The organism is Aeribacillus sp. FSL k6-2211 (assembly GCF_037966125.1).
In the GTDB taxonomy this organism is placed as follows: Bacteria; Bacillota; Bacilli; order Bacillales; family Aeribacillaceae; genus Aeribacillus; species Aeribacillus composti.
This window is the reverse complement of record NZ_CP150190.1, coordinates 999,945-1,019,571: the sequence shown is the minus strand read 5'-3', so window position 1 is coordinate 1,019,571 and position 19,627 is coordinate 999,945. Positions and strand designations below refer to the sequence as shown.

The following is a 19,627-nucleotide window of genomic DNA, read 5'->3' as shown; positions in this document are numbered from 1 at the left end:
AAAGAAAAGGATGGTTCCCATGGTTATTTATCCATATAAAGACAAAAAACCTATAATTAGCGATTCGGCTTATATAGCTGATTTTGTCACAATCACCGGCGATGTTCAAATAGGAGATGAATCAAGCATTTGGTTTCAGACGGTTATTCGCGGTGACGTCGCCCCAACTATTATTGGAAATCGGGTCAATATTCAAGACCAATGCTGTCTGCACCAGAGCCCAAATAAACCGTTAATTATTGAAGATGATGTAACCGTCGGCCATCAAGTTCTGCTCCATAGTGCGATTGTGCGGAAAGGAGCTCTAATTGGAATGGGTTCGATTATTCTGGATGGAGCAGAAATCGGAAAAGGCGCTTTTGTCGGTGCAGGCAGTCTTGTCCCGCCAGGCAAAAAGATACCTGAGAAAACTTTAGCATTCGGAAGACCCGCCAAAGTGATTAGAGAATTAACAGAAGAAGATCTTCAAGATATGGAGCGCATCCGTCGCGAGTATATCGAAAAAGCTCAATATTATAAAAATATTGCTCGTATGAACAACATATAAATTGCTTATAAAAACATTTTAAAACTTTCTCTTTCAAATGTCATTCTTTACCGGGCAGCTTCATGCATTTTTAAAATTTTGTAAAATTTTTATTAGATTTGTTGAAGTTTACATAAATATGAGAGAAAATTTTTTATAAGAATTTTTGCTTTTTGAAAAGAGGAACTTTAACATGGGCAGACTGCTGAATCAGCTTTACCAATTTGAGTGCAAGTTGTTCAAACTGATTAATTCGCATTTTGAACGAAAAGGACTGAATGTTTATTTTCGGTATATTACTCATTTAGGAGGGGCTGTTTTTTCAATTGCAACATGTTTAATGCTGATGTTATTTTTTAATGAACCTGTAAAAACTGTTGCCTTGGCAAGTTCAGCTGCTCTTTTTTTCAGTCATATTCCGGTTTTCATTGTGAAAAGAATTTATCCACGCAGACGGCCTTATCTTACATTATTTGAAACAAAAGTGTTAGAAAATCCGTTAACTGACCATTCATTTCCTTCTGGACATACGACAGCTGTATTTTCAGTGGCAACACCATTTTTGCTCTTTTTTCCAGCCTTAACATGGATTTTGCTTCCTCTCGCATTCAGTGTGGCACTATCAAGAATTTTTCTTGGCCTACACTACCCTTCAGATGTGCTGGCGGGAATAGTTCTAGGAGCTTCAGCAGGCACCATCTGTTTTGTCGCATTCGGACCATAAATCGAGTAGGAGGGAGCGATTAACTCCCGTCCTCTCACACCACCGTACGTACGGTTCCGTATACGGCGGTTCAATTAAGATAATTGACGCAAGTCTTTATAACTTCCGTGAATAGCTGTTCTCTTTATGCCAGTGGTCACTCCACCCTCCAAGAGATCTCCCACGGGATTCACCGCTTCCTCCCTCAAGTGAGGTACTACGTTTTCTGTGTTCATCATGACTCACTGAATGCCAAGGGCTATTCTCTCTTAATTGTTCGGTCCTTCTTAGTTGTTCTAGACCAACTAATACTATGACCTCTGCTGACTTCTGACGGTTCAGCTATCTATCACTAGATAGGTTACCAAGGTTACTTGGCGTGCCAGCCAGACCTCCCCGGGTAAGAGTGTAATCTTTCCTTCCATCCATCTGCTTCATTTACTCTGTATCACCTTCGGCAGAAAGGGCTTTGTTTTGTCTTGCAAACTCACCCAGTGATACCTAGCCTCATATGAAGTTCGTGTTCCGAGAGACCCAAAGTTTGCCGCTCGCTTCCTTCAGATTCCGCGTCACCACGGACACCCTTGCGTTAAGCTAACTGCTACTTCTGCCTTCGCAGCTCGGGACTTTCACCCTATAGATTACACCCATGCCGGGCGCACAAGCAAAAAGGTGTCTAATGCATGCATCGCATTGGACACCTTTTTTATTTTACAAATATTGATGAGCCTGTTCGCGCAAAGCTTCCGCTTTATCTGTGCGTTCCCATGGCAAATCTAGATCGTTGCGTCCGAAATGACCGTAAGCAGCTGTCTGTTTGTAAATCGGGCGGCGCAAGTCAAGCATTTTTATAATGCCAGCTGGGCGCAAATCAAAGTTATTGCGAATTAATTCAACTAAAACATCTTCGCTTACTTTGCCAGTACCGAACGTATCAACAGAAATAGAGACAGGTTTCGCTACACCAATTGCATAGGCCAGCTGAACCTCGCATTTGTCTGCAAGTCCGGCTGCGACAATATTTTTCGCTACATAACGAGCCGCATAAGCTGCAGATCGGTCTACCTTCGTCGGATCTTTTCCTGAGAAAGCTCCTCCGCCATGGCGCGCATAGCCTCCGTAAGTATCGACAATGATTTTTCGTCCCGTTAATCCTGCATCTCCTTGTGGTCCGCCAATAACGAAACGTCCGGTAGGGTTGATGAAATATTTTGTTTCTTCATCGATCAGTTCTTTTGGAACAACCGGATCAATTACTTTTTCTTTAATATCCTGCTTAATTTGTTCTAAAGTTGCCTCCGGATGGTGTTGAGTCGATATGACAATTGTGTCAATTCTAACCGGCTGTTCATTTTCATCATATTCTACCGTAACTTGCGTCTTTCCGTCCGGACGCAAATAAGGAATTTCTTCGCTTTTTCTAACTTCTGTAAGCCGGCGTGAAAGCTTATGGGCAATGGAAATCGGGAGAGGCATTAATTCCTTCGTTTCATTGCATGCAAAACCGAACATTAACCCTTGATCTCCAGCGCCAATCGCTTCAATTTCTTCATCAGTCATTTGTCCTTCTCGCGCTTCTAAAGCTTTATCCACCCCTGCAGCAATATCGGGTGATTGCTCATCAATTGATGTTAAAACAGCACAAGTTTCAGCATCAAAACCGTATTTAGCTCTCGTATAGCCGATCTCTTTGACCGTTTCTCGCACAATTTTTGGTATATCCACATACGTGCTTGTCGTAATTTCTCCACTGACTAATACAAGTCCGGTTGTGACAGATGTTTCGCAAGCTACACGTGCGTTCGGATCTTTTTCTAAAATGGCATCTAAAATCGCATCTGAAATTTGGTCGCAAATTTTGTCCGGATGCCCTTCCGTTACGGATTCAGATGTAAACAGACGGCGCTTTTTTGTCATTTACTGCATCCTCCTCAAACTTAAAATGATGTTTATGGAGTGCTACACTCCTTGACATTGACACGGAACTCATTCCCTCGCCACTATTGTAAACATATCAAAATTGCGTACGATAAGAAAAACTTGGCTAAACGAGATTTCTCTTATACATAGAAAAAACCTTCCCTGCCAGAGGAAAGGTTGTTATAAACATCATTGCCTTTCACTCTTATCGTTCAAGGATATAACCTTGCATCAGGTTAGCACCATTGCTCGTCTATGAATATGGAATTCTTTCGCATCATGTTGTATGTCCATAGAATACCGGGATTTTGAAAGCCATATTCTACTGTCTTCTTTCAACGAGCCGGTTGCTGGGCTTCATAGGGCCTGTCCCTCCGCCAACTCGGGATAAGAGTATCCGTTCAAATGTATATCATACAGGAGCAAAAAAGTACTTGTCAACAATAAATAAAGCTTCTCTGTAATTTTCCAAATCATCTGATATCCATTATTTCAGTATCAGCTGATCAATCATGATTCGTATGATGCCCAAAAATGAAGGCAAAATATATAGTAAAAACATTATTTTCAGAAATCGATAAATAGGATGGATTATTTTTGCGAATGTGTTATACTATTTCTATAAAACCATTTCAAATATGCAAAAAAAGGATGGTATGTATATGAATATTGTAGATGTATCAAATGAATTAGCTTCGTTGATCAGCGGACCAAATGCATATCATAATTTACCAGTCGCACGGCTTGTAGAAAAAGTTTTAGCTAGGAAAGAAGGTTTTTTAACAAATACAGGTGCAGTTTCGGTTACAACAGGCAAATATACCGGCCGGTCACCAGAAGATAAATTCATCGTTGAAGAAGATTCTGTCAAGCATTTAATTGATTGGGGACCCGTCAACAAGCCAATTTCATCAGAAGTTTTTGAAAAACTGTACTTAAAAGTCATACAATATTTAAAAAATAGAGATGAAATTTATGTTTTTAACGGATTTGCCGGAGCTGACAAAAAATATCGTCTTCCAATTCAAGTGGTCAATGAATTGGCGTGGCAAAATTTATTTGCTCGCCAACTGTTTATCCGTCCGAAAAGCCAAGACGATTTAAAGGAGCATAAAAATCCGTTTACAATTGTTTCCGCTCCTTCCTTTAAAGCAGATCCAGCTGTGGATGGAACGAACTCAGAAGCATTTATCATTATTTCTTTTGAAAAGAGAATAATCCTGATCGGCGGAACTGAATATGCAGGCGAGATGAAAAAGTCTATCTTTTCCGTCATGAACTTCCTGCTTCCAGAAAGAGATATATTTTCAATGCACTGCTCCGCCAATGTCGGTCAAGAAGGCGATGTCGCGCTCTTTTTCGGTTTATCGGGAACAGGCAAAACAACACTTTCCGCCGATCCAAAACGCCGATTAATTGGTGATGATGAACACGGCTGGTCTTCATCTGGTATTTTTAATATTGAAGGCGGCTGTTATGCAAAATGCATCGGCTTGTCTGAAGAAAAAGAACCTCAAATTTATAACGCTATTCGATTCGGTTCCGTTTTGGAAAACGTTGTGGTTGATGAATCGACACGAATTCCTGATTATGACAACTCCTTATTAACAGAAAACACCCGTGCGGCTTATCCAATTGAAGCGATTGACAATATTGCTAAACCGAGCATTGCGGGTCACCCTAACACTATTATTTTTTTAACAGCTGATGCGTTCGGTGTTCTGCCGCCAATAAGCAAATTAACGAAAGAACAGGCTATGTATCATTTCTTAAGCGGTTATACGAGCAAGCTTGCTGGAACGGAAAGGGGTATTACTTCCCCTAAAACAACGTTCTCCACATGCTTTGGCGCACCATTTCTTCCGCTTCCAGCTACAAGATACTCTGAAATGCTCGGAAGAAAAATCGAAGAACACGATGTGAAAGTATTTTTAGTCAATACAGGGTGGACCGGCGGAGAATACGGAGTAGGAAAACGAATTAAACTTGCTTATACAAGAGCCATGGTTCAGGCAGCATTGGAAGGCGAACTCGATGAGGTGGAAACTGTAAAAGACCCTATTTTCGGGCTGGCGATTCCTGCTCATGTTCCAGGAGTGCCTGATGAAGTTTTACAGCCTATTAAAACATGGAGTGATAAAAACGCTTATGAACAAAAAGCGTATGAATTAGCAAAAGCATTCAAAGAGAACTTCAAAAAATTCTCGAACGTTCCGAAGGAAATTGAAGAACTTGGCGGTCCAATCATATAAAAAAATTACTTACTTTCGGCTACCGGCTTTGAACTGCCCCCTGTCAAGTAGACTGTAGAAATAATAAAAATATACCTAAGCGGCTTTAGCTCTATATTCCATGGGGCTAAAGCCGCTTAATTTTTTTGATACCTTTCATAATGATAAAAGCGGTTGTACTCATCCATCGCAAGAGCTAATTCTTTAAATGTCTGATACTTATGTAAATAATACTTCTCGCATTTAAAGCGTTCCCCAAAAAGATACCATTGGCCCATTATCAATACATCTACCTACTATTGACATACTTTGTGTCATCTCTGCTTGGTCTATCCTACGTTTAAAACCATGAGAGGTATATTGGAACCCACGGTCACTATGAATAAGTGGATGCTCTCCTTTTAAAAGTACGGTGGCTTGATCCAACGTTTTGAATACAAGATGATGATGATTGGAATGTCCTAAAACATCGCTCACAATTGATCCATCATATAGATCAAGAATAGCACTTAAATAGGCTCTCTTTGATGAACCTATTTTAATTCTGTGACATCAGCTACCCATTTTTCACTTGGCTTTTCCGCTGTAAATTCACGATTCAATATATTTTCTGCAACATGTTGAGGGAAAACGTTTTAACCACTTATAGTAAGCAGCTCGTGAAATACCGGCGATTTCACATATAAGATTATGCTTAGTTTTCTTTCTCATGAAGTTCCCGGATTGCGATATACTTGTCTTCAAAACGGATTTGGTTTACTTTCACCTCCTTTCGATTTCCTCTAACTTTTTTAAAAATAGATTCTCCGCACGTAAGCGCTCATTTTCTCTTTCTAACTTTTTCATCTCCAGTTTCATTTTCTCTTCTGGAGATAACTCTGCTTCTTCTTTTTTTCTTCCTCGTTTGTCTTTATCCATTGCCTTAAAGAATATTTAGTAATTTGATACCTTTTACAAAGCTCTTGAATAGTACATTCTCGGTTTTCATATGCAAGTAAAACTTCAAGTTTGAGCTCTGTTGTATATTGCTTATACATAGAAAAACTCCCCCTAAGGTAAAACAGATTTTTTATATTTTAATCTGTCTACCTTAAGGGGAGCATATCACTTTGTCGATAGCCTTTTAATATTTTTATGTGGTTTGGCAAAACAAATCGGCAACGCAGATTTTTAGACGAAAACCCCTTTTTCAACGAACTTTTATGAAAAAGGGGTTACGCGATTTTTTATGATAAGACAAATGGAAGCCGTACTCGAAAAAATTAAGCAAATTCCTCCTTCCACAATCCGTTCAGCAAATGAACGGAAATATGGTGACGGTTAATTGGTTGAGTACAATGAAGTGAGATTATAAGTAAGCACGGTTTTGTTATCAGCCCATTCCAATTTAATAATTTCAGCTGTTCCTGTAGGATCGCTTATCAACGTTTTTCGAACTTCCAAAGGAATATTCATAGGATAAAGGCGATAGCCATCTTTGACAAGCTGAAATACGTTTTCCTCTATCCGCTTTTCCTTCCCTTTTGTAATAATCATCGTATTTAATTCAAGCGGCATGCCCATTTCTCCAATCCCCTTTCATTTGATCGATCATTTTTTAGTATGTATCATATGAAAAATATAATGGTCAATTTTTCATCCATTTTATCATTCGTTCTAAAACCATCCGGTTATGCCGAGGCGGAAAATGATGACTAAAATGTTGGAAATACCAGCTGTCCACTTGCTTTCCCAATTCTTTCAGCCTTCTTTCCAATCGATATGCATGTTCAATTGACACGTTTTCATCTTTTCCCCCATGAATGATTAAAACGGGTGCTTGCATTTTTTCAAGGTAATACAACGGTGTCCGCCATTTATAGCGGTCAGGATATTTCTTCGGTGTCCCTCCAATAACTCTTTTCATCATCCTTCTTAAGTCCTTTCTCTCCTCATAAGTTAAAAACATATCAGACACCCCGCCCCAGCTTACAACAGATCGAACATTTGAGCATATAATCCCAGTAAGCAAGGCCATGACTCCTCCCCTTGAAAAGCCAAAAACGTGAATGCGATCCGGATTCACTTGCGGATGTTTCATCAACAAATAGAATGCATTGACCGCATCAAAACGATCATTCCCCGCAAAATCTTCATTCCCTTCTCCTCCTAAATTTCCTCGATAAAAGGGAGCCATCACGATAAAGCCTTTTGATGCAAATTGTATAATTCTTCCTGCCCGAACCATACCAACATTTTTAATCCCTCCGCGCAAATATAAAAAGCCATCATAAACACCTTCTTGAACAGGCTCTGCTAACAGACCTTTCACTTTTAGTCCTTCAGAAATATATGTCACGATGGAAAGCTTAATCGAAGGGTTCGGTGATGGGAAAATTTGTTTGTCAACTATTTCTCCGTTTCTCAGCATCTTTTCAACCTCCATTTAGGTAGGCAATCACACATTATATTTTTTTTTCATACTTTATCCTAGATAAATATATTTAAACATTTTTCCTTTAATATGAACATCATTAGGGAGGATTTCACATGAAAAAAAGGCTTGCTTCCATCGTATTGGTGATCCTTTTCATCATACCTCTTTCAGCCTGCGGCGGAGGAGTGGAAAAAATTCGGCTGGCGGAAGTCACTCATTCTGTTTTTTACGCACCATTGTACGTAGCCATTGAAAAAGAATTTTTCAAAGAAGAAGGACTGGACGTAGAATTAAAAACTACTTGGGGCGGAGATAAAACAATGACCGCCATTTTATCAAACGGCGCTGATATCGGTCTTGTCGGTTCGGAAACGTCCATTTACGTATATGCCCAAGAAGCAAATGACCCAGTCATTAACTTCGCCCAGCTGACCGAAACGGACGGCACTTTCCTTGTCTCCAGAGCCAAGTTGGATGATTTTCAATGGGAAGATTTAAAAGGAAGCACTTTTTTAGGACAGCGTAAAGGCGGCATGCCGCAAATGGTAGGGGAATTTGTGCTGAAAAAGCATAGCATCGATCCGCATCAAGATTTAAACCTTATCCAAAACATCGACTTTGCGAATATTGCAAATGCTTTTGCTTCCGGCACAGGCGAATATGTTCAGCTGTTTGAGCCAACCGCAAGTATTTTTGAAAAAGAAGGAAAAGGTCACATTATCGCATCCTTCGGCAAGGAATCGGGCAAAGTTCCTTATACAACATTTATGGCAAAAGAAAGCTATATTAAGAAAAATGATAAAACGGTGAAAAAATTCACAAAAGCTCTCTACAAAGCGCAAAAATGGGTGGAAGAACATGACGCCGAAACAATTGCCGAAACGATAGCGCCGCAATTTAAAGATACGCCGATCGATATTTTAATATCTTCCATTGACCGTTATAAAAGCCAAGGATCCTATGCAAAAACCCCGCTGTTAGATGAGGACGAATGGAACAATTTGCAAAAAATTATGGAAGAAGCAGGAGAACTGCCGGAGAAAATTGATTATGAACTATTAGTCAACACGTCCATAGCAAACGAAGTGGCAAAATAATGTTGTTTCAAAAGGAGTAAATTTATCGACAAGGGGGGAGGAGATTGTCATTTTTAACGATCGATCATGTCAGCCATACTTATTTTACAAAAAAATCGGCAACGACTGCTTTGGAGGACATCCATTTGGAAGTAGAGGAAGGGGAATTTATATCCTTTCTAGGTCCTAGCGGCTGCGGCAAAACAACGCTGCTTTCCATCATTGCCGGTATCATGAAACCGACAGAAGGGCAAGTTATTTTGAACGGAAAGCAAATATCTTCCGCAACACCGTCTGTCGGTTATATGCTGCAACAAGATTATTTATTTCCATGGAAAACGATAGAGGAAAATATTTTAATTGGATTAAAATTATTGAACAAACTGAATGAAAATGAGAAAAAGCGGACATTTCAGCTTCTGCACCAAATGGGTCTCGAAAATGTAGAAAAGCTATATCCGAATCAATTATCAGGCGGAATGAGACAAAGAGCCGCTTTAGTCCGCACTCTTTCTACAGATCCGAAAATGCTGCTATTGGATGAACCTTTTTCCGCCCTCGATTATCAAACGAAATTAAAGCTTGAAGACTTAGTCTTTCAAACATTAAAGGATTTTAAAAAAACAGCCATTCTAGTCACGCATGATATTGGGGAAGCAATCGCCATGAGCGATCGGATTGTCCTGCTATCCAAAAGGCCTGGCAAAATTGCCAAAATATTTACTGTCCCAAAAGAATTGCGGGATACATCCCCGTTTAAAACAAGGCAGCATCCAACGTATACTTCACTTTTTGACTTAATCTGGAAGGAGTTAGATCAGCTTGAAACAAACAACAACAATTGATCTCCTCCATAAACAATATTTGCAAAGATTGAATAAGGAAAAGAAATGGATTACCTTTTATCAAATCTTAATTTTTATTTCTTTTTTTCTCATATGGGAGGTGTCATCCAGCCAAAAATGGATAGACCCGCTCATATTCAGTTCGCCGACAAAAATTTTTCACTTATTTGTTGAAAAACTGCAGGACGGTACATTACTTGCCAATTTGAACGTGACGCTTTTTGAAACGGTCTTGGGGTTTATTTTTGGGACATTATTCGGGACATTACTTGCTGCTCTATTATGGTGGTTTCCAAGGCTGTCTAAAATATTAGATCCGTATTTAGTGGTTTTAAACGCAATGCCGAAAGTAGCTCTTGGGCCGATTTTCATCGTTGTACTTGGGCCCGGATTTACCTCAATTATCGCGATGGGAACAATCATTTCGGTTATTATTACTACAATTGTAGTCTATACTTCCTTTAAAGAAGTGGATCCGAATTATATAAAAGTGCTGCAAACATTTGGGGCAGGCAAAAAGCACGTGTTCAGAGAGGCGATCCTGCCGTCATCTTTTCCAACCATTATTTCTACTTTGAAAGTCAATGTCGGGTTATCCTGGGTGGGTGTGATCGTCGGAGAATTTCTCGTTTCAGCTAAAGGATTAGGCTATATGATTATTTACGGGTTCCAAGTTTTTAATTTTACCCTTGTGCTGTTAAGCCTAGTTATCATTGCCATCTTTGCAACGATCATGTACAAAATTGTCGAACTAATTGAAAAAACATTAATCAAAAGCCAATAAGAGGCTGTCAAAAAAGTCAAATCGCCATTGAAAACAAAAAATCATAAACACCGATATATCAACGTTTCTAACACATTAATGGGGGCGTCAATAAGCCGTAAAAACGACTTACTAGACACCCCCTTAAACAATTTCTAAACCGACTTTCAGGAATTTAAAAGCTATTTTATGTAATCGGCATAAATTTTGTCCAAGCTGCGTTTTAGAACATCATCTTTCATAATAAAGCTAAAGCGATGATCGTCCTCAATTTTTTCAGGCAAGTCCGCAAGCAGGACTGGACCTAACGTTTCAAAATACGTGCTCTGTTTTTCGAGCCTCTCAATTTCCGCATAATAAATATTTTTCACAATCGTTTTCTCTTTTCCTATAACCTTATATTGCCCAATATATACGATATCTTGGACAATTCCTCCCGTTTCTTCCCTCACTTCCCGGACAGCAGCTTCAACCGGCTTTTCGCCGTTCTCGACTTTTCCTCCTGGAAACTCGTAGCCCCGGTCTTCATGTAAAGTTAAAAGCCATTTGTTTTCATATCGGCAGATGACCCAGACATGCTTCGGGTAAACAGAAAAAGGGTGTTGACGGAAAGACAGGTATACATCATTGCCGTAAAAATCTTTAAAATAAAACATAATCAATCCCTCTACTCCCATTTATCTGTTTTCATCATAACATATGGAAAAGAGGATTGTATAACTTATTCTTGATTATGCATAAGACCCATTGAAGCAATATGTTTTCTAGCTTCTTCGTCGCCATGCTTATAAATGAATTCATATACTTTTTTTGTTAAAGCATCAATCGCATCATTTTCCTTGTCATAATGATACTGTATATACGGAACATGCGCCCGGAAGAAATTTTGCCAGCTGGTAGAATGAATCTGATCGAAATACTCCCGTAACTCCGTAATTTCCTCATCATTGGCAGAAATTTGAAAATCCCACGGAGATGCTTCTCTGCTTTGGGAAATCTCACCGCTAGCTACTGATATATAATAGGTTTTTTTTGGATTTTCGGACATTTATATCCCCCTCCTCTTTTTAAGTATTGCCTTATCAAAGAAAAATATTTATAAAAAAAGGCTGCCTAACGCAGCCAAAAGAGGAAGGATATAATTATTTTCCAAGGAATGACTTTAACATCCAGTTATGTTTTTCAAGATTCACTTTAATATCGAGAAGCATGTCACCAGTTGCTTCGTCATTCACTTCTTCAGCAACTTTGATTCCTTTGTCCAAATCTTGAATGATGGCGGAAAAGTCGTCAACAACTGCCTGCACCATTTGTTCTGCAGTTTCAACGCCTTCTGCTTCTTTAATAGAGGAGATTTCTAGGCTTTCTCTAATCGTAGCAACAGGTTTAGCGCCCAAAGCTAAAAGTCTTTCCGCTAATTCGTCAATATAACCAGCAGCTTCATTGTACAGCTCTTCAAACTTTTCATGGAGAACGAAAAATTGGTCTCCTTTTACATTCCAATGAAAGTTATGTAATTTTACATAAAGTACCGTCCAATCCGCAATTTGTTTATTTACGATTTGAAATAAATCTTGTTTAGACATAATCCCATCTCCTTTTTATTTAATCTTTTAGTTATACAGTACCCCTTTTTTGCACTCTTAAAACTATAAAAAAAGTTGCATCATTGCGTGTAGCTGTTAGCTGAACACTTTTTCCAAATCCTCTTTACTATGCTTTAGCCAATATTCCATGAGCTTTTTGGCGCCTTCTAAATCATGAAGCTTCGCTTGGCCGCATTGCAGTTCGTTTGCGGCAGGCACTTCTGTCTGCTCTACAGCATCTTTCATTGTCTCTTCCAATAAATCAATGATTTCTTTTACGGTCGGTTCCCCGCTAACGACTAAATAAAAGCCTGTTTGACACCCCATTGGAGAAATATCAATGATATCAAAGTGATCATATTTTTCCGCATATTTGCGAATTGTAAATGCCAGAAGATGCTCCAATGTGTGAATAGCATCCGGTTTCATTGCCTGCTTATTCGGCTGGCAGAAGCGGATATCAAATTTGTTAACTACTCCATCCGTGCCGACTTTATGTACTCCGCAATGTCTGACATACGGTGCTTGCACTTTTGTATGATCCAGTTCAAAACTCTCCACTGAAGGCATTCCCATCACTCCTTACATTTTCTTAGTTTCCATTTTAACACAAAATTTTATAACATACATTTATGTTAAAATGTTGTCAAGATTCCAGAAAAAAGAGGTGCTTGCTGTGAAATCTGTCATGATCGCCCTTATCCGTTTTTATCAAATCTTTATCTCCCCGTTAAAGCCGCCTTCGTGCCGCTTTTACCCAACATGCTCTGAATACGGGCTTGAAGCAGTGAAGCGTTTCGGAGCTGTCAAAGGCGGCTTTCTGACAGTAAAACGAATCTTGAAATGCCACCCGTTTCACCCGGGAGGATTTGACCCTGTCCCGGAAATTGAAAAAGATATAAATAAAAAAACGAGTGAATAAATGAAAAATAATGCAAAATACTACAATTATCAAATAAAGCTAAAGGGGAGCAAAAGATATGGAAAATATGATCGCTCAATTTAAACATGAAGTGAATAATGCAACAGAAGAGACGTTCCATTCTTCTGTTTGTTCTTTTTTAAATTTGTGGAGCTATGAATACGGCTCGTTCGAACATTTGCCAAACGAAATCCACCACTTATTGCATATTAGCCAATATGATATTTTAACTGTCGATCATGAATAGCCAAAAACTACAGCCATTCTTTTAGTTTTCTCCTGAGCAGCTTTTTAGATGCATTTCGTGGCAGAGATTCAACAAATGTAAATCCTTTTGGAACTTTGTATTTTGCCAGCTTTTTCAAACAAAATTGCCTTAATTCTTCTTCAGACACCTCTTCGCTTCGGACGACAAAAGCATGGGGAACTTTTCCCCATTTTTTATTTTCTTTTCCTACCACTCCTACATCTTTTACGGAAGGATGCGACAAAATAACTGCTTCAACCTCCGCCGGATAAATGTTTTCTCCTCCCGAAACAATTAAATCGGATCGGCGGTCCAATACATATAAAAATCCTTCTTCATCCAGATAGCCTAAATCTCCAGTATAAAACCAGCCGTCACGTATAGCTTCGTTTGTTGCGTCTGGACGATGTAAATACCCCGGTGTAACATTCGGTCCTTTTACTACAATTTCTCCCTCTTCATTAGGGGAGCAGGCCCTGCCGTCTGCTACGATCCGAATTTGAGCTGGAAACAACGGTTTTCCCGCAGATCCGAGTTTTGAAAAGCAAAATTCAGGGGCTAATGTGGCAATTTGCGAACACGTTTCCGTCATCCCATATGTTTGAAAAACGGGAATTTCTTTTTCACGGCATTGTTCAAGAATCGGCCGCGGGGCAGGACCTCCTCCTAAAAGCATGCAGCGAAACGATTTCGGATACGTGTCACTTCCTAATTCCTGCAGCATGTCATTCAGCATGGCCGTAACGACGGAAGCAATCGTAACTCCTTCATTTTTGATCGCTCTGTTTGCTTCTTTCGCTGAAAATGAAGAATGGAGAACAATTCCGATTCCATAAATGACGCTGCGCATCAAAATTGACAGTCCGCTTATATGAAAAAGAGGAACTGCCAAAAGCCAGCAATCGCCGTCCTTCAGTCCAAGATTCAGCACAGAACCGATCGCACTCCACCAATGATTCCCAAATGTTTGCTGAACTCCTTTCGGTTTTCCTGTTGTTCCAGACGTATACATAATCGTTGCCACGTCATCTAAAATAAAGCTGTCATCTAATGCTGCTTCCTTTTCATCACAAAGCTTCAACTCTGATAATGTCATAACTTTTTTACCGGGAAAATGAACCGATAATTCATCATCACAGATAACGCATTTTATATTCGCATCATTTATTTGCCATAATAATTCTTCAGCTGTTAGTCTAGTATTCAAAAGAACATTGACTGCACCGAGATACATTAAAGCATGAATATTAATGACCATTTCTAAGCTGTTTTTCATTAAAAGCCCGACTGTATCTCCACGCTTGATATCTATTTGATGCAGCTGTCTTGCTCTTTTTTCAACAAGCTGATGCAAGTCCAAAAATGAATAATTTTTCCCCTCATAACGAATGGCCAATCGGTCCGGAGTCAAAAAAGCTCGCTGTTTAAGCCAATTCGGTGTTTCATTTCGATTTGCACTCATGTCTCGACACCTCGATTATTGCACAATAAAGCAGCTCGATGCATCGCCATCAAGCTGCTTGTTCTTTTTATGGGAAACGCGGGAATTGTTTGAAATCAGGTTTTCTTTTCTCTTTAAATGCATCTCGTCCTTCTTTCGCTTCATCTGTTGTATAATACAATAATGTCGCATCCCCCGCAAATTGTTGGAGACCGGCGAGACCATCTGTATCTGCATTAAATGCAGCTTTCAAGAAGCGAATAGCAGTTGGGCTTTTTTCCAAAATTTCTTCACACCATTTGACAGTTTCCTCTTCAAGCTGCTCTAATGGGACAACTTTGTTGACTAAGCCCATCTCATAAGCTTCCTGCGCATTATATTGACGGCATAAATACCATATTTCACGAGCTCTTTTCGTACCAACAAGCCGGGCAAGCAGTCCCACTCCATATCCTGCATCAAAGCTTCCAACTTTTGGGCCTGTTTGTCCGAAAATTGCATTCTCTGATGCGATCGTTAAATCACACACGACATGCAGAACATGTCCTCCTCCAATTGCATATCCGTTCACCATCGCAATAACCGGTTTTGGAATCACCCGAATAAGCCGTTGCAAATCCAAAACGTTTAATCTAGGAATTTTATCATCCCCGACGTATCCGCCATGCCCCCGCACTTTTTGATCTCCGCCTGAGCAAAACGCTTTATCACCAGCACCTGTCAAAATAATTACACCAATTTTATCATCGTCCCGCGCATAGGAAAAAGCATCGATCATTTCCGCGACCGTTTTTGGTGTGAATGCATTATGTACATGAGGACGATTCATCGTAATTTTTGCTATCCCATTGTACGTTTCATAAATGATTTCATCATATTCTCGTTCTTTTACCCAAGGAAATCCCATTTTTATCCTCCTTTAATATGTAGAAAAATGTTGGAGAAACTCATATATTATTTTACCAAAAAATTTTGACTGTTCCACATGAACTGCATGTCCGACTTGCGGCACGATCTTTAATTCAGAGCAAGGAATCAATTGGTTCATTTCTTTCATAATTTTGCAAAACTTAAGATCCCTTTCACCACAAATTAATAATGTAGGGATGTTGAAACTTTTTAATGCTCCCCACCATGATGGTTGAACGCCAGTTCCCATTCCTTTTAAACTGTTTGCCAATCCAATTGCATTATTTTTCAGCCGGTCCTTTCTTATTTTGTCCTTGACGGCAGGCGGGAGAGACTTTTGCGTTAAAAACAAAGGGATATTTTCCCAATGTTGGACAAATGCCGCAATCCCTTCGTCCAAAATCATTTGGGCAAGTCGTTCGTCCTGCAGCCTTCTCGTCTCTCGTTCCTTTTCAGTTTTTAATCCAGGAGAACTGCTTTCCAATATTAAAGTCTTCACAAATTCCGGCTGTCTCATTGCAAAGCTCAATGCCAATCTTCCGCCCATTGAATACCCGAGCACATGCGCTTTTCGAATATTTAATGAAAGCAATATTTCTTTTAGATCTTCAACTGCTTCTTCCATCCGATATCTTTCAGGATTTTCAGGCGAATCTGTTTGACCATGGCCGATGATGTCGATAAGTACTAGCTGGTATTTTTTTAAACTATTTTTCAAAAATCCCCAGGTTTCTCCGCTTCCTGTAAAACCATGAAGGAGAACAAGTGGCTCCCCCTTTCCAAACGTTTCAGCCCAATAATTCACATTTCGAACGGCCAATTTTCCCATCATAACATCCTTTCTATTTCCCAGGAAACAGAACGAAGCCATTTTCTCTGTTCGTTGACTCGTGTATGTCGATTGGTCGGGATTTCAATAATATTTAATCCATCTCTATTCATGCAGAATTGAAACTCGCTTCTGAATTCTTCCCAAGTGGAAATTTTTTTATAATGTGCACTATATAAGCTGGCTGCATATTGAAAATCTAAATTGGTCGGGGTGCCAAACAATTGTTCAAAATGCGTCTTTTCATCCGCCTGCGGCAAAAATGAAAAAATGCCGCCGCCGTTATTATTAATTAATAAAACAGTTAAGTTCAATTTATTTTGTTTTGCAGCAAGGAGTCCATTTAAATCATGATAAAATGATAAATCCCCTATGATTAAAATAGTTTTTTCATGACTAGCTGCAGAAACCCCAAGGGCTGTCGAAACGACTCCGTCAATTCCGTTCGCTCCCCGGTTGGCATAAACCGTAATATTTTTATCACTGTTATGGAAAAACGTGTCGACATCTCGAATCGGCATGCTGTTTCCTACAAATACATTGCAGCGATCCGGGAGCAATTTTTGCAATTCGACATATACCGTTCCTTCAAATAAAGAATCTTCCTCAATGACCGGCGTTGACAAATATTCTCGAAAGAGATTGTTTACTTGTTTCCATTTTTTACACCAGGATGTTTCCTGTTTATCTTTACATTTTTTGATCAGCATTTCACATAAATAGGCTTCATCACTGTGAACATGTTCTGCTGATAAAGTAGGATCGCGATAACCGCCATCACCATCAACCACAATTTGCTTTATTTCAGGATGGTCTCTTAACAATAGAAACAGCGGTTTTGAGACGGGCATTGCACCAAAACGAAGGACGACATCAGGTTTCAGATACGCTTTCTTTCCCATCGTTTTTAAAATGGAATCATAACAATCAATAATATAATGTTTAGAATGTTCGCCAAAGCGTAAATTGGACAACGGATCCGCTAATATCGGGAATTTCAATTTCTCTGCTAGTGCCAAAACTTGTTCACGAAACTCTTTGTTATGTAATTCCCCGCATACAATAAGTCCTTTCTCGCTTGAATCGATTTCATCCACAATCCGTTCAATTTGCTCATGTTCGACCAGCTTTTTTATTTCCACCACTGGCTCAATATGAAGAGACTTCTGCAATTGATGGATTTTCGATAGATCGGGCAAAAGCGGCTCTCGGAAAGGTAAGTTGATATGGACTGGTCCTTTCGGATTTTCATTTGCAGTTTGGACCGCCCGTTGAGCGATATTTTTTATATATAACAGCATCGTTTGACTGCTTTCAGGAAGAGCGCAATCAACAAACCATTTCACATAGTTCGAATACAGATGAATTTGATCAATTGCTTGTGGAGCTCCAATATCCCGCAGCTCATGAGGTCTGTCAGCCGTTAAAATCACAAGAGGGATGCGTGAATAATGGGCTTCTATGATAGCTGGATAATAGTTTGCTGCAGCTGTTCCTGATGTGCAAAGCAAAGCAATTGGTTTTCTTTGTTTTTTAGCCAATCCAAGAGCAAAAAAACCTGCAGATCGTTCATCAATATTAATATAAGTATGTATTTTCGGATGCTCTGCAAATGTGATCGCAAGCGGGGTAGATCGTGAACCTGGGCTAATCACAACTTCAGAAATACCTTTTGTAATTAATCCATTTACAAATGCAATGACATAGTCAGATAGATTTTTATTTTTCATTCAGTTTTCCCCCTAATGCATGCTGCATAGGTCCAAATTTGATTTCTGTCTCCCTGTATTCCTCTTCCGGCTTCGAATCTCCAACAATCCCGCATCCTGCATACAAATAAGCTTTTTGCTCATCCAGCAGACCTGAACGGATCGCAACGACAAATTCTCCGTTGTCCTGATCATCCATCCATCCAACCGGAGCAGCATACCAGCCTCTCTCTAAAGGTTCTTCATTGCGAATAAATGCTAGAGCAGCATCTTTCGGATAGCCGCCAAGCGCAGGGGTCGGATGCAATTTTTCTACAAAATCAATCAACGTAAAACCTTTTTTTACGGTTCCTTCAACAGGTGTATACAAATGTTGAATATTCGGCGTTTTTAAAATCGTTGGATTGTTTTGTAGTTGCACTTCTTGGCAATATTCACGGAACACTTTTTCGATCGCTTTGACAACAATTTGATGTTCATGAATGTTTTTTGTATCTGAAAGCAGCATCTGAGCGTATTCTTCGTCTGCCTCCACTGTTTTTCCTCTTTTAATTGATCCTGCTACACATGCAGACTGGACCTTTTGGTCTCTCTTGCTTACAAGCCGCTCAGGAGTTGCACCAACGAACGTTTTTCCTTCATTTTCAACAACAAATAAATAACAATTAGGCTGATGTTCATTTAACATTGATAAAACATAATGTATATCAATCGATCCCTCAAACTCCAGCAGCATTTCCCTTGCCAATACGACTTTCTCAAAACGGTTTTGTTTTATTTGTTCTGTTGCTTTTTCAACAGCTGCCATCCACTCTTTTTTATAAAACAAACTTTCTTTTTTGATGGTAAAATTCAAAAAAGAATTTGTGTCTTCATTTTTTTTCTTTAAGGTGTATTCATATGTATTGAAATGATTTATAATTTCATTTATATCATCAGTTGATTGAATTAACCTGTTTATAGTAGCAAGTGTGTGACGGCCAATTTTTGTAATCATGAAAGAAGGTAAAGTGAATCGTGCTTCATGAAACGGTTTCCATTTTGAAGAATTCGCATTTTTTAAAGGGTCAAAAGAAAAACCCCCAAAAAGAAGCGGACCCGTTCCAATCGGATGGGCGCCTTCAATTTGTATATGCTCTTTCCAATCTTTCCACTTTGAATAAATGTCAAAAAAACGGTTGGAAAATTTTTTGTCTGTCGTCAATTCGAGCTCAACACCAATTCCACAAAGGATAAATGTACGATCAGGTGTCGCCCAATAAAATCTTTTCCCTGCATAAGCCGATTGAAAGCTTGAGAAAATCTGGAGCGGATCTTTCTCCTTGATTTCAAATACATAACTTAAAATGATTGGATGGGAATATTTTTTGGCATGATTGACAGCATTCGCAACTTTATCCCTCAATGTATCTGAACATGGAATTGAAACCAAAGATGATCCCTCCATAACCGAAAAATAGCTTATATTAAGATACACCTGTTCAAAATTTATGTCAACTATATT

At 39.3% G+C, this 19,627-nt stretch carries 22 protein-coding genes and 1 riboswitch; of the genes, 8 read left to right on the top strand and 14 right to left on the bottom strand.

The features are described 5' to 3' along the window. The first annotated feature begins 19 nt into the window (after positions 1–19). On the top strand, positions 20–547 hold the full coding sequence (locus tag NSU19_RS05095; RefSeq protein WP_094245285.1) for a gamma carbonic anhydrase family protein: 528 nt from the start codon (positions 20–22) through the stop codon (positions 545–547). A 172-nt stretch (positions 548–719) separates the two neighbouring features. Then, positions 720–1,250, top strand: a complete 531-nt coding sequence (locus tag NSU19_RS05090; RefSeq protein WP_066249451.1) for a phosphatase PAP2 family protein — start codon at positions 720–722, stop codon at positions 1,248–1,250. Positions 1,251–1,940: 690 nt separating this feature from the next. Here the strand turns inward: NSU19_RS05090 and metK are convergent. Then, positions 1,941–3,146: a methionine adenosyltransferase gene (metK, locus tag NSU19_RS05085; protein ID WP_063386575.1), complete on the bottom strand. Its 1,206-nt coding sequence runs from the start codon at positions 3,144–3,146 to the stop codon at positions 1,941–1,943. Between the two features lie 205 nt (positions 3,147–3,351). After that, a riboswitch (SAM riboswitch) is annotated at positions 3,352–3,543 on the bottom strand. A gap of 268 nt (positions 3,544–3,811) precedes the next feature. On the opposite strand from metK, the gene pckA reads away from it, so the two are divergent. Beyond that, the gene (pckA, locus tag NSU19_RS05080; RefSeq protein WP_063386648.1) at positions 3,812–5,401 is read left to right on the top strand and encodes a phosphoenolpyruvate carboxykinase (ATP); all 1,590 of its coding nucleotides are present in this window, start codon (positions 3,812–3,814) and stop codon (positions 5,399–5,401) included. 222 nt (positions 5,402–5,623) lie between these two features. On the opposite strand, the gene NSU19_RS05075 is transcribed toward pckA, so the two are convergent. The 4 genes from NSU19_RS05075 to NSU19_RS05060 form a co-directional block, all read right to left on the bottom strand. Further along, complete coding sequence (locus NSU19_RS05075; protein WP_339199046.1) at positions 5,624–5,857, bottom strand: DDE-type integrase/transposase/recombinase; 234 nt, start codon at positions 5,855–5,857, stop codon at positions 5,624–5,626. Positions 5,858–6,142: 285 nt separating this feature from the next. Then, on the bottom strand, positions 6,143–6,298 hold the full coding sequence (locus tag NSU19_RS05070) for a hypothetical protein (protein WP_157727914.1): 156 nt from the start codon (positions 6,296–6,298) through the stop codon (positions 6,143–6,145). Between the two features lie 402 nt (positions 6,299–6,700). Continuing rightward, positions 6,701–6,943 carry a DUF2584 domain-containing protein gene (locus NSU19_RS05065; protein ID WP_063386573.1) on the bottom strand — a complete coding sequence of 81 codons (243 nt, stop codon included), beginning with the start codon at positions 6,941–6,943 and terminating at the stop codon, positions 6,701–6,703. A 64-nt stretch (positions 6,944–7,007) separates the two neighbouring features. Next, a complete protein-coding gene (locus NSU19_RS05060; RefSeq protein ID WP_066249449.1) occupies positions 7,008–7,790 on the bottom strand; it encodes a prolyl oligopeptidase family serine peptidase in 783 nt (260 codons plus the stop codon). Positions 7,791–7,909: 119 nt separating this feature from the next. Between NSU19_RS05060 and NSU19_RS05055 the strand changes: the two genes are divergently transcribed. From NSU19_RS05055 to NSU19_RS05045, 3 genes are read left to right on the top strand one after another with little or no spacing between them, the layout of a single operon-like run. Continuing rightward, on the top strand, positions 7,910–8,893 hold the full coding sequence (locus tag NSU19_RS05055; protein WP_339199044.1) for an ABC transporter substrate-binding protein: 984 nt from the start codon (positions 7,910–7,912) through the stop codon (positions 8,891–8,893). A gap of 44 nt (positions 8,894–8,937) precedes the next feature. After that, the gene (locus tag NSU19_RS05050; RefSeq protein ID WP_066249444.1) at positions 8,938–9,717 is read left to right on the top strand and encodes an ABC transporter ATP-binding protein; all 780 of its coding nucleotides are present in this window, start codon (positions 8,938–8,940) and stop codon (positions 9,715–9,717) included. Continuing rightward, positions 9,695–10,501 (top strand): ABC transporter permease, encoded by an 807-nt coding sequence (locus tag NSU19_RS05045; protein WP_240326839.1) that lies wholly within the window; start codon positions 9,695–9,697, stop codon positions 10,499–10,501. The genes NSU19_RS05050 and NSU19_RS05045 overlap by 23 nt, the downstream gene beginning before the upstream one ends. A 161-nt stretch (positions 10,502–10,662) precedes the next feature. Here NSU19_RS05045 and ytkD read toward each other — a convergent pair whose 3' ends face one another. The 4 genes from ytkD to NSU19_RS05025 form a co-directional block, all read right to left on the bottom strand. Further along, positions 10,663–11,136, bottom strand: coding sequence for an RNA deprotection pyrophosphohydrolase (gene ytkD / locus NSU19_RS05040; protein ID WP_094245279.1), 474 nt, complete (start codon positions 11,134–11,136; stop codon positions 10,663–10,665). A 65-nt stretch (positions 11,137–11,201) separates the two neighbouring features. Continuing rightward, a complete protein-coding gene (locus NSU19_RS05035; protein WP_063386567.1) occupies positions 11,202–11,528 on the bottom strand; it encodes a hypothetical protein in 327 nt (108 codons plus the stop codon). Positions 11,529–11,622: 94 nt separating this feature from the next. Next, a complete protein-coding gene (locus NSU19_RS05030) occupies positions 11,623–12,066 on the bottom strand; it encodes a Dps family protein (protein WP_063386566.1) in 444 nt (147 codons plus the stop codon). Positions 12,067–12,162: 96 nt separating this feature from the next. After that, positions 12,163–12,636, bottom strand: coding sequence for an S-ribosylhomocysteine lyase (locus NSU19_RS05025; protein WP_063386565.1), 474 nt, complete (start codon positions 12,634–12,636; stop codon positions 12,163–12,165). A 106-nt stretch (positions 12,637–12,742) separates the two neighbouring features. Here NSU19_RS05025 and yidD point away from each other — a divergent pair, with 106 nt between their 5' ends. Then, positions 12,743–12,988, top strand: a complete 246-nt coding sequence (gene yidD, locus NSU19_RS05020; RefSeq protein WP_063386564.1) for a membrane protein insertion efficiency factor YidD — start codon at positions 12,743–12,745, stop codon at positions 12,986–12,988. Positions 12,989–13,046: 58 nt separating this feature from the next. After that, positions 13,047–13,235, top strand: a complete 189-nt coding sequence (locus tag NSU19_RS05015) for a hypothetical protein (protein ID WP_063386563.1) — start codon at positions 13,047–13,049, stop codon at positions 13,233–13,235. A 7-nt stretch (positions 13,236–13,242) separates the two neighbouring features. Here NSU19_RS05015 and NSU19_RS05010 read toward each other — a convergent pair whose 3' ends face one another. The 5 genes from NSU19_RS05010 to NSU19_RS04990 all read right to left on the bottom strand — a co-directional run bounded on the left by NSU19_RS05010 (position 13,243) and on the right by NSU19_RS04990 (position 19,555). Then, positions 13,243–14,697, bottom strand: coding sequence for an o-succinylbenzoate--CoA ligase (locus NSU19_RS05010; protein ID WP_339199041.1), 1,455 nt, complete (start codon positions 14,695–14,697; stop codon positions 13,243–13,245). 67 nt (positions 14,698–14,764) lie between these two features. Continuing rightward, positions 14,765–15,583, bottom strand: a complete 819-nt coding sequence (gene menB / locus NSU19_RS05005; RefSeq protein ID WP_063386561.1) for a 1,4-dihydroxy-2-naphthoyl-CoA synthase — start codon at positions 15,581–15,583, stop codon at positions 14,765–14,767. A 12-nt stretch (positions 15,584–15,595) separates the two neighbouring features. Beyond that, positions 15,596–16,414, bottom strand: coding sequence for a 2-succinyl-6-hydroxy-2,4-cyclohexadiene-1-carboxylate synthase (gene menH, locus NSU19_RS05000; protein ID WP_339199039.1), 819 nt, complete (start codon positions 16,412–16,414; stop codon positions 15,596–15,598). Beyond that, positions 16,414–18,144, bottom strand: a complete 1,731-nt coding sequence (gene menD, locus NSU19_RS04995) for a 2-succinyl-5-enolpyruvyl-6-hydroxy-3-cyclohexene-1-carboxylic-acid synthase (protein WP_339199037.1) — start codon at positions 18,142–18,144, stop codon at positions 16,414–16,416. Before menD ends, menH begins: the two co-directional genes overlap by 1 nt. Beyond that, entirely contained in the window at positions 18,134–19,555 is a 1,422-nt protein-coding gene (locus NSU19_RS04990; protein ID WP_327855785.1) for an isochorismate synthase, read from the bottom strand. Before NSU19_RS04990 ends, menD begins: the two co-directional genes overlap by 11 nt. Between the last annotated feature and the right edge of the window lie 72 nt (positions 19,556–19,627).

Excerpts from the sequence above, each read along its gene's own strand:
- NSU19_RS05095 (WP_094245285.1), top strand. The coding sequence starts at position 20 with ATGGTTATTTATCCATATAAAGACAAAAAACCTATAATTAGCGATTCG.
- NSU19_RS05090 (WP_066249451.1), top strand. The coding sequence starts at position 720 with ATGGGCAGACTGCTGAATCAGCTTTACCAATTTGAGTGCAAGTTGTTC.
- metK (WP_063386575.1), bottom strand. The coding sequence starts at position 3,146 with ATGACAAAAAAGCGCCGTCTGTTTACATCTGAATCCGTAACGGAAGGG.
- pckA (WP_063386648.1), top strand. The coding sequence starts at position 3,812 with ATGAATATTGTAGATGTATCAAATGAATTAGCTTCGTTGATCAGCGGA.
- NSU19_RS05070 (WP_157727914.1), bottom strand. The coding sequence starts at position 6,298 with ATGGATAAAGACAAACGAGGAAGAAAAAAAGAAGAAGCAGAGTTATCT.
- NSU19_RS05065 (WP_063386573.1), bottom strand. The coding sequence starts at position 6,943 with ATGGGCATGCCGCTTGAATTAAATACGATGATTATTACAAAAGGGAAG.
- NSU19_RS05060 (WP_066249449.1), bottom strand. The coding sequence starts at position 7,790 with ATGCTGAGAAACGGAGAAATAGTTGACAAACAAATTTTCCCATCACCG.
- NSU19_RS05055 (WP_339199044.1), top strand. The coding sequence starts at position 7,910 with ATGAAAAAAAGGCTTGCTTCCATCGTATTGGTGATCCTTTTCATCATA.
- ytkD (WP_094245279.1), bottom strand. The coding sequence starts at position 11,136 with ATGTTTTATTTTAAAGATTTTTACGGCAATGATGTATACCTGTCTTTC.
- NSU19_RS05035 (WP_063386567.1), bottom strand. The coding sequence starts at position 11,528 with ATGTCCGAAAATCCAAAAAAAACCTATTATATATCAGTAGCTAGCGGT.
- NSU19_RS05030 (WP_063386566.1), bottom strand. The coding sequence starts at position 12,066 with ATGTCTAAACAAGATTTATTTCAAATCGTAAATAAACAAATTGCGGAT.
- NSU19_RS05025 (WP_063386565.1), bottom strand. The coding sequence starts at position 12,636 with ATGCCTTCAGTGGAGAGTTTTGAACTGGATCATACAAAAGTGCAAGCA.
- NSU19_RS05015 (WP_063386563.1), top strand. The coding sequence starts at position 13,047 with ATGGAAAATATGATCGCTCAATTTAAACATGAAGTGAATAATGCAACA.
- NSU19_RS05010 (WP_339199041.1), bottom strand. The coding sequence starts at position 14,697 with ATGAGTGCAAATCGAAATGAAACACCGAATTGGCTTAAACAGCGAGCT.
- menB (WP_063386561.1), bottom strand. The coding sequence starts at position 15,583 with ATGGGATTTCCTTGGGTAAAAGAACGAGAATATGATGAAATCATTTAT.
- menH (WP_339199039.1), bottom strand. The coding sequence starts at position 16,414 with ATGGGAAAATTGGCCGTTCGAAATGTGAATTATTGGGCTGAAACGTTT.
- menD (WP_339199037.1), bottom strand. The coding sequence starts at position 18,144 with ATGAAAAATAAAAATCTATCTGACTATGTCATTGCATTTGTAAATGGA.